The organism is Luteibacter aegosomatissinici (assembly GCF_023078495.1).
GTDB lineage: Bacteria > Pseudomonadota > Gammaproteobacteria > Xanthomonadales > Rhodanobacteraceae > Luteibacter > Luteibacter aegosomatissinici.
This window is the reverse complement of sequence record NZ_CP095742.1, coordinates 2,571,495-2,585,123: the sequence shown is the minus strand read 5'-3', so window position 1 is coordinate 2,585,123 and position 13,629 is coordinate 2,571,495. Positions and strand designations below refer to the sequence as shown.

Sequence of the window (13,629 nt, the reverse complement as noted above, 5' to 3'; positions counted from 1 at the left end):
ATACTCCTACATTACATGGAGGCCGCGACGAGCTTGCCGATCTCGGCGAACCACGTCGTGGCCTGTTCGGGCGTGGCACGCGCTTCGGCAAGGAGGACGACCACGATGCGTTGCTGCCCATCGGGTGCGGTGATGATGCCGATGTCGTTGAATGCGGCCATGCGGCCATCGCGCGTGCCACTGGTACCCGTCTTGTCCGCCAGCTGATAGCCGGCGGGCAATCCAGCACGAATGCGGTTGGGGATCACCTGGGCGGTCATCAGGCCGAGCAGCTTCCGGGTCGAATCCGCCGAAAGCAGTTCGCCGGCCTGGAGTTTGCGAAGGAACGCCGCGGCAGCCTCCGGGGTGGTGCTATCGACATGGCTGGCCAGCACGGCATCCACGCCCTTCGTCTCGAAAAGGCGGCTGAGCTCGCCTTCGCCCATGTCGATGCGCATGCCGCGCACACCGTTGCCTTCGAGGAAGCGTGTCGCGACGGAACCGCCGCCGATGACGCGCAGGAGGGCGTCGACGGCCGTGTTGTCACTTTGGGTGACGGCGCCGTGCAGCAGCTCATCGACCGTGAAATCCCTGGCGCCGGCCTTCAGCGTGGCGCCCACGGAAGGCACCGCGGAGCCGTCGACGATATCCGATGGCGTCAGGTGCACCTTGTGGTCGAGCGTAAGCTTGCCGGCATCCACCTGGCTCAGCACGGCCGCGGCGATGGGCGCTTTGAACGTGCTCATCATCAGGTAGGGCCTGCTCGCGTTGACGCTTACCGACTGCCCGGTCGCCGGATCCATCACGAGGACACCCAGGGTGCCGGGCCGGGCCTGGTCAGCCACTTTCTGAAGGGAGGCCTGCAATGTGGCATCGGGCGCCGCTGCCATGGCGGCCGTGGTCACCAGGGAGAGCGCGGCGCCGCGCAGTAGCTGCCTGAGCATCGGGGGGATTCCTTTTCGTAAGGGGTGCGGGCACCTTAGCGCCTGGCCTGGCCACGCCGCTGTCGCAAAGCGGGCAATTTGCTGACGGGACGGGCCGTCACATCGGCTTTACGGGTACGTGGGCACCGTTTGAAGGTTATGCCCCGTCCGGCAGGCGGGTGCGCGCCAGTTTTGCAGGGGTAACCGTTTGAGCCAGAAGCAGTTAGTACGCGACCGCACCATCTGGGCCGTGATTTTCGTCATCCTCGCAGCCACGTTGGGGATCGATGCATTCACGCCGCTCGGGTACTCCGTGTGGTGCTTCTATTTTTTCGCCGTCGGCCTGACGGTCTTCCAGTCGCGTCGCGACATGCCATTCATCGTCGCGTTTCTTTCGACCGTGCTTGTGGCCATCGGCTACAAGCTGTCGCCACCTTCGGTGGCATCCAGTTTCTCCGGCATTAATCGCACGATTGGTGCCCTGTCGTTCTGGGGGATTGCCGCGCTGGTCGCACAGGCGCTGCGCGCACGCATGGCTGCGGAGCGAATGCTCTGGCTGCACGAGGGCCACAACGCCGTGGCGCTTGCCCTCCGTGGTGAACAGACCCCCGAGGAGATCGGCAGCCATGCACTGCGGGCGCTGTGCCGTCGGCTGGATGCCCAGGTCGGGGCACTGTACCGGGTGGCGCGTGGGCAGCTGGTGCTGTGCGGTGGGGCGGCGCTGCCGGCGGATCATCCCGCGACCCTTCCGCGGGAAGGCGGCCTTCTTGGCGATGTGCTGGCTGAGGGCCAGGTCCGCCGGGTCGGCGGTTTGGCGGACACCCATCTCGCATTGGCATCGACGCTGGGGCGCACGGCGCCAAGCGAGCTCTTTCTCATGCCGGTCACGGCGGATGGCCGTACCGTTGGCGTCATCGAGATCGGGCGAATCGGCGGCAACGATCTTTACGGCGCTGACCTCGAGTTGCTGGAGCGCACCGGCGAAACCATCGGCGTGGCGCTGCGCACCTCGGCATTTCGCCAGCGGCAGAACGAACTGCTGGAGGAAACCCAACGGCAGAGTGAAGAGCTGCAGACCCAGCAGGAAGAACTGCGCGTCGCCAATGAAGAGCTCGAGGAGCAGAGCCGTAGCCTGCAGCAGTCGCATGCGTCACTCGAGGCGCAGCAGGCGGAGCTGGAACAGACCAACGTCCAGTTGGAAGAGCGCACGCATGACCTGGAGCGCCAGCGCCAGACCCTCGTGATGGCACAGGCCGACCTGGCTCGTAACGCACGCAAGCTGGAGGCGACCAGCCGCTACAAGTCCGAATTCCTCGCCAACATGTCGCATGAGTTGCGCACGCCGCTGAACAGCTCGCTGATCCTCGCCAAGCTGCTGGTCGATAACAAGGACGGGACGCTCACCGATGAGCAGGTGCGGTATGCGAGCGCGATCCACGCATCCAACAACGATTTGCTGACCCTCATCAACGATATCCTTGATCTTTCCCGGATCGAAGCAGGGCATGTGGAGATCGCGGCGGAACCGCTCTCGGTGGATGCCGTGCTGGAACGCGTGCGCGAAACGTTCGCACCCCTGACCGCGGAGAAAGGGCTTGCCTTGCGTATCGAACTCGCCCCCGGCGCGCCCACGCGCCTGGTCGGCGATGAGCAGCGGTTGCGCCAGGTGGTGAAAAACCTGGTGGCCAATGCCGTGAAGTTCACCGAGTCCGGCGAAGTGGCCCTTCGTGTCGATGCCGCACCGGGCGGGCGCGTGCGCTTTACGGTGTCGGATACGGGCATCGGCATCGATCCCGCCCAGCTTGGCGTCATCTTCGAGGCATTCCGCCAGGCCGATGGCAGCACAAGCCGCAAATTTGGCGGCTCCGGCCTGGGCCTGTCGATTTCGCGCGACCTGGCCCAGCGCATGGGCGGGGACATCACCGTGGCGAGCGAGCCGGGCCGTGGCAGCACGTTCACGCTCGAATTGCCCGTGGATGGCACGAGCTACGCCAGCGAGGCGCCAGCCACCGGCGTACCAGCCCCGGCCGCTGAGGTTCGGGTGGCATCACGGCCGGCCGCCGCCGTACCGCCGAAGGCACCGGCGGCGCCCACCCCGGCGGTACACGACGACCGTACGGCGCGACAGCGGCCAGGCCGCCTGATCCTCGTGGTGGAAGACGACACCGTATTCGCCCGTTCCCTCGTGGACCTGGCGCATGAACTCGATTTCGACTGCATCGTGGCTGGTACGGCGGATGAGGCCCTGGCCCTTGCGGCAGTGCATTCACCCAGCGGCGTGCTGCTCGATATCGGCTTGCCCGATGTCTCCGGCCTTAGCGTGCTCGAGCGGCTGAAGCGTGACCCGGCGACCCGGCACATTCCCGTGCACGTGGTATCCGCCACGGAACAGGCGCACATGGCGCTCGAGTTGGGTGCGGTGGGCCACCTGCTGAAGCCGGCATCACGCGAGCACCTGGTGAATGCCATCGCGCGACTGGAAGACCGCCATCAGCGCACCGTGCGCCGGCTGCTGATCGTTGAGGATGATGCGGAGCTGCGTAACAACCTTACGTTGTTACTGGCGCGCGATCAGCTCGAGATCGTGGCCGTGGGCAGCATCCATGACGCCCTCGAGAACCTCTCATCGGCGACGTTCGATTGCCTGGTGATGGACCTGGTGCTGCCCGATGGCACCGGTTACGACCTGCTCGAGCACATGGCCGCCAGCGAAGCGTTCGCGTTCCCGCCAGTCATCGTCTACACCGGCCGTTCGCTCACCCGCGAGGAAGAGCAGCGGCTGCGCCGCTATTCCAGGAGCATCATCATCAAGGGTGCACGCTCCCCGGAGCGCCTGCTGGATGAGGTGACGCTGTTCCTGCACAGCGTGGAAGCCTCGTTGCCCACGGACCAGCAGCGGCTGCTGAAGGAAGCGCGCAAGCGCGATGCCATGCTCGATGGCCGCACCGTGTTGCTTGCCGAAGATGACGTGCGCAACATCTTCGCGCTCACCAGCGTGCTGGAGCCGTTGGGCGTGCGCCTGGAGATAGCCCGCAATGGCCGGGAAGCCGTCGAGCGGCTGGTGCACACCGAGGTCGACCTGGTCCTGATGGATATCATGATGCCGGAGATGGACGGCCTGGAGGCCATGCGGCGCATCCGCGCCGACGCGCGCCTGGCCGATCTGCCGATCATCGCGCTCACGGCGAAGGCCATGTCGGATGACCGCGAGCGCTGCATCGAGGCCGGGGCCAACGACTACATCGCCAAGCCCATCGATGTCGACAAGCTCGTATCGCTGTGCCGCGTCTGGTGCTCGAGGCGCTGATGTCCGCAGAAACTGAACTGTTCGACCTGGAGCTGAAGATACTGCTGGAGGCGGTGTACCTGCGCTACCACTACGATTTCCGTCACTACGCGGTGAGCTCGCTGCGCCGGCGCATGCGCCATGCCATGGGCCGCTACGGGCTGGAGCGCCTGAGTGACCTGCAGCACCGGGTCATCCACGATCCGGCGTTTTTTGCCGAAGCCATGCAGTATTTCACCGTACAGGTCTCGGAGATGTTCCGCGACCCGGCGTATTTCGCGGCGTTGCGCGAACACGCCATACCGGTACTCAAGACCTACCCGAGCATCAAGGTTTGGATCGCGGGGTGCAGCACCGGTGAGGAGGTGTGGTCCATGGCCATCCTGCTGGAGGAGGAGGGGTTGCTGGACCGCGCGGTGATTTACGCCACCGACATCAACCCGGCGGCATTGGAGGCCGCCGAGAGCGGGGTGTTCGCGCTGGACCGCATGGCCTTGTTCTGCCGCAACTACCAGGCCGCTGGCGGTCGTCGTTCGTTATCGGATTACTTCACCACGGGGTATGGTGGCGCCGTGTTCGATCGGCGGCTGAAGAAACAGGTGGTGTTCGCCGACCATAGCCTTGCGACCGATGCGGTGTTCTCCGAAGTTCACCTGGTGTCGTGCCGCAACGTGTTGATCTATTTCAACCGCGAACTGCAGGACCGCGCGGTGGGCCTGTTCCACGATTCGCTGGTGCGCCGCGGCTTCCTGGGCCTGGGCGCGAAGGAATCGCTGCAGTTCGGTGCCCATGCCGAGGCATTCGAGGCATGCGCTCCCCAGCAGCGCCTTTACCGGAGGGCGGCGACATGAGCATGCCTTTTCCCCATGCCGTGGTGATTGGCGCATCGGCGGGAGGCGTGCAAGCGCTGCGCGATGTGCTGGCGTGCTTCCCCGCGCGCTTCCACGCGCCGGTGCTGGTCGTCCAGCATATTCCGCGTGATCGCCCCAGCGGCCTGCCGGCGCTTTTTGATAGTTCGTGTGCATTGCCCGTCGCCGAGGCGGAAGACAAGGAGCCCCTGTGCCCTGGGGTGGTATTGTTCGCGCCGCCGGACTACCACCTGTTGGTCGAGGACCGTGCCACGGTGTCCCTTTCGCGCGACGAGCCGGTGCTTTATTCGCGCCCGGCGATCGATCCGCTGTTCGAATCCGCCGCCGAGGTGTTCGGTGACGGCCTGCTCGCGATCCTGTTGACCGGCGCCAGCAGCGATGGCAGCGCGGGCGTCGCCGCCGTTCGCCGCGAAGGTGGCACCGTATGGGTCCAGGATCCCGCGGAAGCTGTCGCCCCAGTCATGCCTGCATCGGCGATCGCCCATGCGGGCGCCGATGCCATCGTCACCCTACGTGACCTCTGCCGCCGCCTTGGAAGCTTTACCTCATGAACCTGTCGATGACCCTGCCTGACGAACCGGCCGCGGCCCGCGAGCTGGCGAACCTCCTTATCGTCGACGATGTGCCACAAAACCTGGTGGCCATGGAGGCACTCCTTGCGCGCGATGACATCCGTATCCTGAAGGCCTCCTCCGGTCCCGAGGCGCTGGAACTGCTGCTTGTGCACGACGTGGCCCTGGCCCTGCTGGACGTGCAGATGCCCGACATGGATGGCTTCATGCTGGCCGAACTCATGCGCGGTTCGCAGCGTACGCGGGATGTCCCGATCATCTTCCTGACCGCTTCGCCCAATGACCCGGCCCGCTCATTCAAGGGTTACGAGACCGGCGCGGTCGATTTCCTGCACAAGCCGATCGATCCACGGATCATCCTTGGCAAAGTGGATGTGTTCGTCCAGCTGTACCAGCAACGCCAGCAGCTGAAGGCTCAGAATGCACGGCTTGAGCGGGCCCTGCAGCTGAACGAGGCCATGATCGCCGTGCTTACCCACGACCTGCGCACGCCACTGTCAGCCATCAGCCTCTGTGCCGACCGGATCAAGATCGAAGTGGGCGATGGCCCGCTGGCCCGTACGGCGCACCATGTAGAAACCAGTGCGCGCCGCATGGCGCGCATGATCGACCAGTTGCTCGATTTCTCGCGGATTCGCTCCGGTGTCATCCGGCTCGACCTGGCCAACCATGATGTCGGCGCCCTCGCGCACACCGTGGCGGAGGAAACCCGGCAGGCCAACCCGACACGGGACATCGAGGTATCCGTATCGGGCGAAACGCTGGGCTATTTCGATTCGACGCGCATCTCGCAAGTACTCTCGAACCTGCTGGGCAACGCCGTGCAGTATGCGCAGGGCAGTACGCCCATCATCCTTGACGTGAATGGCGACGACGCCGCGGCACTGCACCTCAGCGTACGAAACGCGGGCGCGCTGCCAGCCAACCTGGTGCAGCGGATCTTCGAGCCGTTCAAGGGCAGTTTTCACCAAAGCCGCGGGCTTGGGCTCGGCCTTTACATCGTGGATCAGTTCGTACGCGCCCATGGTGGCGAGGTGGTGGCGCAGAACGTCGAGGAAGGTGTGGAATTTCGCGTCAGCATGCCGCGCCAGGCGGTGCGCCAACCAGCGTAGAAACAGGCTAGACGGCAAGACGGCGGTGCCGCGAAGATGGGGGATCCCCTTCGATGGACGCCCCATGCGCACCTTCACTCTTTTCGCCGCAGCGGCCATCGCATTCGCGCCGGCCGCCTTCGCCCATACGCAGGATTTTTCGGTCGGGGCCCAGTACGACAGCACGCATGTATACGTGGCGCCGCAGGATGTCGATGCGTTCGTCAGCAGTTTTGTCGCCACCTTTGGTGGCCAGTCCACGAAGCAGGTGGTGGCCACGGTGACGCCGACACCGTCGAGCACCACCTCGCAGCTGGTACAGACGCCGGTCGGTATCGTTTCGGTATTCGGGTTCCGCACGCCGGTGCCGTATCCGTTCGGGCAAGAGCGCACGGGCTACCTCGTCACGAATGTCGACGAGGCGGTGAAGGCCGCGAACGCGGTGGGTGGCGCAACACTGGTTGCGCCCTTTGATGATCCGATCGGTCGCGATGCGGTTGTTGCGTGGCCGGGTGGGGTGAACATGCAGCTGTACTCGCACACGAAAACGCCAGACTACAAACCGCTGGAGCACGTGCCTGAAAACCGGGTTTACGTGCCGGTGCAGGCGGCCGACGCCTTCGTCAAGGCATGGCTCGCGTTCTCGCACGGCAAGGTCGAATCGGATGACAAGGCGGTGCCGGCCACTGAGATCGGGGCGAAGCAGGGCACCTATCGGCGCGTCCGCATCACGTCAGGTTACGGCAGGCTGACGCTGTTCGTTACCAACGGGCACCTCACATGGCCTTACGGCAGTGAACTTACCGGTTATGAGGTCGGTGACCTTGATGCCACCCTGGATCGTGCCCGACAGGCCGGCGCGAAGGTGGTGGTGGATACGCATGCCGAAGGTGGCCGCCGCTCGGCCATGGTGCAGTTTCCGGGTGGCTACGTGGCGGAAATCCATGCTGACGCGAAATAGCACGGCGGACGGAGCGTGTCAGGGCGTGACGGGGACGCCCTGGATCAATCGTTTCGCCAGCCGCGGCTGGCGGAACTGGTCGATCCACCAACTGAGCGCACGCCCCTCCGCGTCGCCGCGCCAGGCCACGTAGAGGGTGTTCGGCTCGCGTGGATCGGCCATGCGTTTCTCTACCAGGTCGCCCGCGTCGAGCAATGCTTTTGCCCGGTGTTTGGGCACCCAGCCCACGCCCAGGCCCTCGCGTTGCGCCAGGATCTTCGCCCGCATGCTGGGTACGGCGAGGGTAGGCTGGCCGCCGGCCGTGCCGTAACCGCGGGAAGCCCCGCGGGAGGAATCCGCGACCACGATGGCGCGATGCTTTGTCACCGTGTCGGAATCCAGGGGTTCGGTGGACTTGGCGAGGGGGTGGCGCGGCGATACCGCGAACACCCATTCCATGACCCCCAGTTCGTGCCAGCGCAGCTTGGGAATGGCAGGCGGCTCGTTGGTCGCACCCACCACCACATCGGCTCGTCCGTCGCGAAGCGCTTCCCAGGTGCCGCCGAGCACTTCGTGGGTGAGGCGGAGGCGTACACCCGAGTTGAGTGCGTCGAACGATTTGATGGAAGGGAAAAGGAGTTCGAACTCCAGCAATTCGTCGGTCACGATCCACAGCCGGTCCTCCCAGCCGCCAGCAATCTGCTTCACGCGCTGGGTGAGTCGTGACACGTCCTGCATGAGCCTTGCGGCTTCGTTGGCGAGCAACTGGCCCGCGGGGGTGAGCTGCAACCGGTAGCGGCGGCGGTCGAACAGAAGGGCGTCGAAACGATCTTCGAGCTGGCGGGCCGCGTGCGACAGCGTCGATGGCGCCTTGCCCAGCCGGGCGGCGGCACGGGACAGGCTGCCGGTTTCCCGGATAGCCTCCAGCAACGCCAGTTCGTCTTCCGACAACATGTTCGACCCCATCGAACGTCTGCGACGGAAGGATGGTACGCCAATCGATGGAACGCGGAGCAATCTATGCTCCATCCCATCCCAACCGGAGTAACACCATGAACCGCTTCAATGGCAAGAACGTCCTCGTTACCGGCGGTACCAGCGGCATCGGCCTGGCCGTCGCCCAGGCGTATGCGGCGGAAGGCGCCCGGGTCATCGTGACCGGTCGCGACGAAAAGGCGCTCGAACAGGCGGTGCCGAACATTGGCGCCGGGACGCTCGCCCTGAAGAACGATGCCTCGAGCATGGCGGATGCCAGGTCGCTGGCCGCGGCGATCGCAGCCCAGGGGATCAAGCTCGATGCGATCTTCATCAACGCGGGCGTCGCCAAATTCGCCCCGTTCGACCAGGTGGACGAGAACCTGTGGGACCTGACGTTCGACACGAACGTGAAGGGTGCTTACTTCCAGCTGCAGGCGTTGTTGCCGCAGCTTAACCAGGGGGCTTCGATCGTGCTTAACGGGTCGATCAACGCACATATCGGCATGCCGAACTCGTCGGTGTACGCCGCAAGCAAGGCTGCCCTGATCACCCTGGCCCGCACCCTGTCGGCCGAATTGCTCCCGAACGGCGTGCGCGTGAACGTGGTGAGCCCGGGCCCTGTGCAGACCCCGCTTTACGGCAAGCTGGGCATGGATGCCGCGCAGCTCGAAGCCACCGCGGCGCAAATCCAGGCCCAGGTTCCGCTTGGCCGGTTTGGCCGCCCGGAGGAAGTGGCGGCGACGGTGCTGCACCTTTCCTCGCCGGAATCGGGCTTTATCGTGGGTACCGAGATCGTTATCGATGGTGGCATGAGCCAGCTGTGAAGATGAAGCTAACCGCCAGCTAAGCGTGGTGGGCCCGGCTTACCCGGGCTTCACCTCGTGGCGACGCCACCCGCCGCCAGGATGAGCGCGTCCCTCCTGGAACCATGCCAATGGCCGATCGTCCCTGTCGAAGTTGCGTGCTGGCACCCGGGTTCATCGTGTGCCGGCATTGCCTCGTGGCGGTAGTGAAAGGCAACACGTCCAGCGCATCACGGTGGATGGCTTTCGCATGGGCGGCCGCCATGGCGATGGCCGCCGCCGGCCTCATGGTATTGCTAAGTGCGCATGGCGTACTTGCATGGACCTTGGCGGTAGCTGCGGTGAGTGGCGGTGCACTGGTCGGCGCGGTGCTTGCCGAGCAGCGCGGCATCCATCCGCTTGCTCCCGTGGAGATCATGCCCGCAGGCCAGGAGCACGATGCTACGTAGTTATACGTAAGACAGTAACCCACGCGTTCCTTAACCTCGGCGCCGCACCCCGAGCCAGCACCCTGGCTTTATTTCGCCAGCGGTACTGCGCCATGGATACGATTCAATTGAACCGACGAGCCAACCTTCGAACGGTGCTCGACGAGCTTGCGACCGAGGGTATTACCGGCGCAGTAACCCGCTCGTCCATCCTTGGCATTGATGATCGCGAGTTGCTCGCGATGTTGCGCGGCAAGTACATCAGCAACGAAGCGGCGCGCGAGATCGAGTGGTCGATGCAGCGGCGCGAGGGCTGGATGGACGAGGATCACCGCCGCGAAACCCTGGACCTGTGAGGGATGCCGGTATGGCCGGCATCCCTCGTTTTGTCTCAGCGCCCCAGGTTGGAAAGGAAACGCTTGGTGTACTGCAACACCGTGGTGGACGGAAGTGAATTGCAGGTGGGCGATGCCGTGCTTTGCGAGCAGGGCGTATCGCGGTCGAGCGACCAGAAATGCACGCCAGCCAGCTTGTTGGTGGCGGCGTAGTTCGTCACCGTGTCGATGTCGGCGGTAGTAAACACTTCGCTGGAGACATCATTCACACCGATCATCGGCGTGATTTCAATCTTGCTTGCAGCGATGCCATAGGTGTGCTGCAGGTTGACCACGGCCTGCACGGCTGATTGGCCCATGTCGCACGCGCCGTTCTTCACCACGCAGACGCCTGCGCCCGCGGCACCGTAGTCCATCGTCATCAGGTTGATGGTGTAGTTCTTCAGGCCCGACGCCTTCACGGCCTTCACCACGGCATCGCCGGTGCTGTTGAGGCCGCCGAAGCTGCCATCGGAGGCCGCCAGCGTGGCCAGCGTGAACGAGAAGCGCAGGTTCGGGTAGATGCTCTCGGCGTACACCGCCTGGCTGACGAGTGCGTTGAGTTGCTGCGCGTTCTGGCCGCCCTCGATATCGAAATCGATACCGACCAGGTGTGAGCTGTTGTATCGGCTGATGAACTGGGCCATCCCGGTGGCGCTGCCGCAGGTAAATACGCCGGCCTGGCCGCCGGTGGAGACCACATAGTTCACGCCGGCCGAATTCAGGCGGGCGATATTCGCATCGGCAAAGGCCTGGCCCGGTACGCCGCCCCAGTTCTCGCTGCCGCATTCGCCGCTCGCGAAGGCCAGTGTAATCGCACCGAGATTCGGCACCTGCGTGGATACCAGGCTGCCGGAACCGACGACGGGGAGACGCGTCCCCGTGACCGACGACGACATGATGTTGGTGTTCCAGTCGAGGTTGATGGTGATGTCCTTGTACGGACTGAAGAACAGGTCACCTGCGCCCGGGGGCGGGTTGGTCGGCGGCGGATCGGTCGGCGGCGGGTCCGTGGGCGGCGTGCTGCCGCCGTCGCATGCGCCCTGTGAGGTCCATGGCTGGCCCGTACCTGCGCCGCCACTATTCGTGGCCGGGTCGTTCCCCTGGGTCCACCAGTTGGCTTTGTAGTTCACGCCGTTCTCGCTGGCGACATTGCCGGCGGTATAGACCGTGCCCGCGCTCCAGGCGGCGGCGCATGCGGTCGCCGCGTGGGCCTCTCGCATCGGTACCACGGTAGACAGGGCGAGGGCGATGGCAACGCCGAGCGTGCCAGTACAGCTTCCAAAGACAAGACGGGACCGAACACCTGCATTCACGTGCATGACGACTCTCCGTTCGAGTGGTGTTACCGGATGGTTGGTTTCCCCCTGGTGCCGGCGCCTGCCTGTGTCTGCCCCCGTGGCGATGGCGCACGGTGTGTCGCGGACGGCCCGACCTGTCCGGTTTAGTCCGGTATGACAACGTTGTCTATTTGCAATCGACGAAAATGTGACAGGGCACACGGCGCTAATTCGGCCGGAATTTGGCGCGCCGCGGTAAGGGCTGAGCGGTGAAATCGATTACCTGCCTTGGCAGGCGGTGCGGCACGATGTGGTGCGGCGCGACAGCCGCAAGGCGGCCGGCGAGGTGCGTTTGTGACTCGGAATGACAACGTGGTCACCCGCGGGACCTGTAGGAGCACGCTTGCGCGCGATGGGGGCTTGCCGCACCGCCAATCGCGCGCAAGCGCGCTCCTGCAGAGGCCTGCGATTAGCCCAGGTCTTTGATCCGGATGCTGCGGAACCAGATCTGGATGGGCGGCTTACCCTTGTCTTCGCCACCCTGCAGCGAGATGTGCCCACGGGTGAATTTCGCGAAATCGGGCATCTTCGCGAACTTGGTCTTCGCGACGAGGGCTTTCCACTCGGGCGTCCAAAGCTGGGTATCGACCGTCTTGTGGCCGTTCTGGAAGAACTGCATGTGGCCATGGTCGACGATGATTTCGATCTGGTTCCAGTTGCCGTTCTCGCGCACGTTTTCGATATCGGACGAAATCAGGTCGAACAGGTCGCCCGCGCGCTCATACAGCGTATAGCTGTCGGGCTTGGTGCAGACCAGGTCGGCGATCTGCATCTCCGGCCCGGTTTGCCACGTGTACTTGTACTTCGGTGCTTCGCTCACGTTGAACATGACGCCCGCGTCAGCACACGCGGTCATCTTCCACTCAAGCTTGAGATCGAAGTTCTCGTACTCGGCATTGCTGACCAGGTCGGCGAAGTCGGCATCCGGTGCCTTCAGGTCGCGATCGAGACGAATCGCGCCGTCGGCGACGCTCCAGTCCTTGCCCGTGCCCTTCTGCTGGAACGAATGCCAGCCATCGAGGGTCTTGCCATCGAACAAGAGTTTGAAGCCCTGGCCGCGCTCGGCGTCTGTAAGCGTGTTGGGCGTATCCGCTGCGTGTACGGGCAGGGCGATGAGGCAGGCGAGGGCGAGGGCCTTCAAGGTCACTCGAAGCATGGGGGCGACTCCGGCGGGGAAACCCCGGAGCATACAGACGTCCAGCCGTCTGTTGTAGGCGCGCAAGCGCGCTCCTACAATTTTCGGTGCTTTTTGAGTTCTTCGGCGATCTGGTCCGTGAGAGGGGCCGTCAGCGCTGGTTTCTTCAACGCTCGCAGGTTCACGCGCAGCGCTCGCAGATCCTGCTTCGCCCCCAGCGCGTCGGAGAGCTTCGACATGGCATGCGTGGACGCCTTGTCGTGCTTTGCGCGATGGTGTGCGGTCTTGTTGGCGGCGCGGAGGACGCGGCGCCAGTACTGTAGTTGCATGCGTAACCGTCGGGCCCGACGGCGCCAGCGGTGGAGATTCCCGGGCGACGCATCTTTGCGGACCCGCTTGCCTGCCGCAACGACGCGCTGCTGCTGGTCGTCCAGGGTGGATTCCACCACACCGCGCTTGACCAGGCGCCACGGTAATCGCTCCACCATGTCGCCAAGCTCGCGCACCGCGTGTCTGCGCTTGAGGAAGCGAGGGTCCTTCTGCAAGGCCTCGATCAACCTGCCATCCCGCCGGTGCTCAAGGGTGGTGATCGCCTCGGCCCAGGCGGCCGAAGGCCGTGGTCCGGCGAGCGTGTGGGCGAGGGTCACCGCGACATGCGCATCCCGCAGTGGCGAAAGGCTCGCAGCCAGTTTTCCTATCCGTCCCTCGATATCCGCCAGGTTGGCGCCAAACACATCCGCGCCCAGGCGCAACAGGCTTTTCAGTCGGCGGAGCCCCTTGCGGGCGGCGTGGATGCCGGCATGGCGGTCCTTCGTGTTGGCCAGCGAGCGCGCGACGCTGCGGCATTCGCGGGAGGCGAACAGGGCCAGGGCCGTCGGAATGCTTGGCGCGCTCTTGGGTGGCATCGGCCT

13 protein-coding genes are annotated in these 13,629 nt (G+C 64.7%); 8 read left to right on the top strand and 5 right to left on the bottom strand.

Annotated features, from left to right (window positions below):
• Nucleotides 1-11: 11 nt before the first annotated feature.
• Nucleotides 12-923: a class A beta-lactamase gene (gene bla / locus L2Y97_RS11630; RefSeq protein WP_247426492.1), complete on the bottom strand. Its 912-nt coding sequence runs from the start codon at nucleotides 921-923 to the stop codon at nucleotides 12-14.
• Nucleotides 924-1,110: 187 nt separating this feature from the next.
• Between bla and L2Y97_RS11625 the strand changes: the two genes are divergently transcribed.
• The 5 genes from L2Y97_RS11625 to L2Y97_RS11605 all read left to right on the top strand — a co-directional run bounded on the left by L2Y97_RS11625 (nucleotide 1,111) and on the right by L2Y97_RS11605 (nucleotide 7,681).
• Nucleotides 1,111-4,209 carry a response regulator gene (locus L2Y97_RS11625; protein WP_247426489.1) on the top strand — a complete coding sequence of 1,033 codons (3,099 nt, stop codon included), beginning with the start codon at nucleotides 1,111-1,113 and terminating at the stop codon, nucleotides 4,207-4,209.
• On the top strand, nucleotides 4,182-5,039 hold the full coding sequence (locus L2Y97_RS11620) for a CheR family methyltransferase (protein ID WP_247426486.1): 858 nt from the start codon (nucleotides 4,182-4,184) through the stop codon (nucleotides 5,037-5,039). The genes L2Y97_RS11625 and L2Y97_RS11620 overlap by 28 nt, the downstream gene beginning before the upstream one ends.
• Nucleotides 5,036-5,608 (top strand): chemotaxis protein CheB, encoded by a 573-nt coding sequence (locus tag L2Y97_RS11615; RefSeq protein ID WP_247426484.1) that lies wholly within the window; start codon nucleotides 5,036-5,038, stop codon nucleotides 5,606-5,608. The genes L2Y97_RS11620 and L2Y97_RS11615 overlap by 4 nt, the downstream gene beginning before the upstream one ends.
• Nucleotides 5,605-6,741 carry a hybrid sensor histidine kinase/response regulator gene (locus tag L2Y97_RS11610; protein WP_247426481.1) on the top strand — a complete coding sequence of 379 codons (1,137 nt, stop codon included), beginning with the start codon at nucleotides 5,605-5,607 and terminating at the stop codon, nucleotides 6,739-6,741. The genes L2Y97_RS11615 and L2Y97_RS11610 overlap by 4 nt, the downstream gene beginning before the upstream one ends.
• Nucleotides 6,742-6,805: 64 nt before the next feature.
• On the top strand, nucleotides 6,806-7,681 hold the full coding sequence (locus L2Y97_RS11605; RefSeq protein ID WP_247426478.1) for a VOC family protein: 876 nt from the start codon (nucleotides 6,806-6,808) through the stop codon (nucleotides 7,679-7,681).
• Nucleotides 7,682-7,699: 18 nt separating this feature from the next.
• On the opposite strand, the gene L2Y97_RS11600 is transcribed toward L2Y97_RS11605, so the two are convergent.
• Entirely contained in the window at nucleotides 7,700-8,614 is a 915-nt protein-coding gene (locus L2Y97_RS11600; protein ID WP_247426475.1) for a LysR family transcriptional regulator, read from the bottom strand.
• Between the two features lie 98 nt (nucleotides 8,615-8,712).
• Here L2Y97_RS11600 and L2Y97_RS11595 point away from each other — a divergent pair, with 98 nt between their 5' ends.
• The 3 genes from L2Y97_RS11595 to L2Y97_RS11585 all read left to right on the top strand — a co-directional run bounded on the left by L2Y97_RS11595 (nucleotide 8,713) and on the right by L2Y97_RS11585 (nucleotide 10,225).
• A complete protein-coding gene (locus L2Y97_RS11595; RefSeq protein ID WP_247426473.1) occupies nucleotides 8,713-9,462 on the top strand; it encodes an SDR family oxidoreductase in 750 nt (249 codons plus the stop codon).
• Between the two features lie 218 nt (nucleotides 9,463-9,680).
• Entirely contained in the window at nucleotides 9,681-9,890 is a 210-nt protein-coding gene (locus tag L2Y97_RS11590; RefSeq protein WP_247426470.1) for a hypothetical protein, read from the top strand.
• A gap of 92 nt (nucleotides 9,891-9,982) precedes the next feature.
• Nucleotides 9,983-10,225, top strand: coding sequence for a hypothetical protein (locus L2Y97_RS11585; protein ID WP_247426467.1), 243 nt, complete (start codon nucleotides 9,983-9,985; stop codon nucleotides 10,223-10,225).
• A gap of 35 nt (nucleotides 10,226-10,260) precedes the next feature.
• Here L2Y97_RS11585 and L2Y97_RS11580 read toward each other — a convergent pair whose 3' ends face one another.
• From L2Y97_RS11580 to L2Y97_RS11570, 3 genes are all read right to left on the bottom strand, one after another.
• A complete protein-coding gene (locus L2Y97_RS11580) occupies nucleotides 10,261-11,466 on the bottom strand; it encodes a carbohydrate-binding protein (protein WP_247426465.1) in 1,206 nt (401 codons plus the stop codon).
• A 526-nt stretch (nucleotides 11,467-11,992) separates the two neighbouring features.
• Nucleotides 11,993-12,739, bottom strand: coding sequence for a 3-keto-disaccharide hydrolase (locus tag L2Y97_RS11575; protein WP_247426462.1), 747 nt, complete (start codon nucleotides 12,737-12,739; stop codon nucleotides 11,993-11,995).
• Nucleotides 12,740-12,813: 74 nt separating this feature from the next.
• On the bottom strand, nucleotides 12,814-13,623 hold the full coding sequence (locus tag L2Y97_RS11570) for a CHAD domain-containing protein (RefSeq protein ID WP_247426459.1): 810 nt from the start codon (nucleotides 13,621-13,623) through the stop codon (nucleotides 12,814-12,816).
• Between the last annotated feature and the right edge of the window lie 6 nt (nucleotides 13,624-13,629).

Coding starts and splice junctions, on each gene's coding strand:
- L2Y97_RS11570 (WP_247426459.1), bottom strand. CDS start 13,623: ATGCCACCCAAGAGCGCGCCAAGCATTCCGACGGCCCTGGCCCTGTTC.
- L2Y97_RS11605 (WP_247426478.1), top strand. CDS start 6,806: ATGCGCACCTTCACTCTTTTCGCCGCAGCGGCCATCGCATTCGCGCCG.
- L2Y97_RS11575 (WP_247426462.1), bottom strand. CDS start 12,739: ATGCTTCGAGTGACCTTGAAGGCCCTCGCCCTCGCCTGCCTCATCGCC.
- L2Y97_RS11590 (WP_247426470.1), top strand. CDS start 9,681: ATGGCTTTCGCATGGGCGGCCGCCATGGCGATGGCCGCCGCCGGCCTC.
- bla (WP_247426492.1), bottom strand. CDS start 923: ATGCTCAGGCAGCTACTGCGCGGCGCCGCGCTCTCCCTGGTGACCACG.
- L2Y97_RS11580 (WP_247426465.1), bottom strand. CDS start 11,466: ATGCGAGAGGCCCACGCGGCGACCGCATGCGCCGCCGCCTGGAGCGCG.
- L2Y97_RS11595 (WP_247426473.1), top strand. CDS start 8,713: ATGAACCGCTTCAATGGCAAGAACGTCCTCGTTACCGGCGGTACCAGC.
- L2Y97_RS11600 (WP_247426475.1), bottom strand. CDS start 8,614: ATGTTGTCGGAAGACGAACTGGCGTTGCTGGAGGCTATCCGGGAAACC.
- L2Y97_RS11585 (WP_247426467.1), top strand. CDS start 9,983: ATGGATACGATTCAATTGAACCGACGAGCCAACCTTCGAACGGTGCTC.
- L2Y97_RS11610 (WP_247426481.1), top strand. CDS start 5,605: ATGAACCTGTCGATGACCCTGCCTGACGAACCGGCCGCGGCCCGCGAG.
- L2Y97_RS11615 (WP_247426484.1), top strand. CDS start 5,036: ATGAGCATGCCTTTTCCCCATGCCGTGGTGATTGGCGCATCGGCGGGA.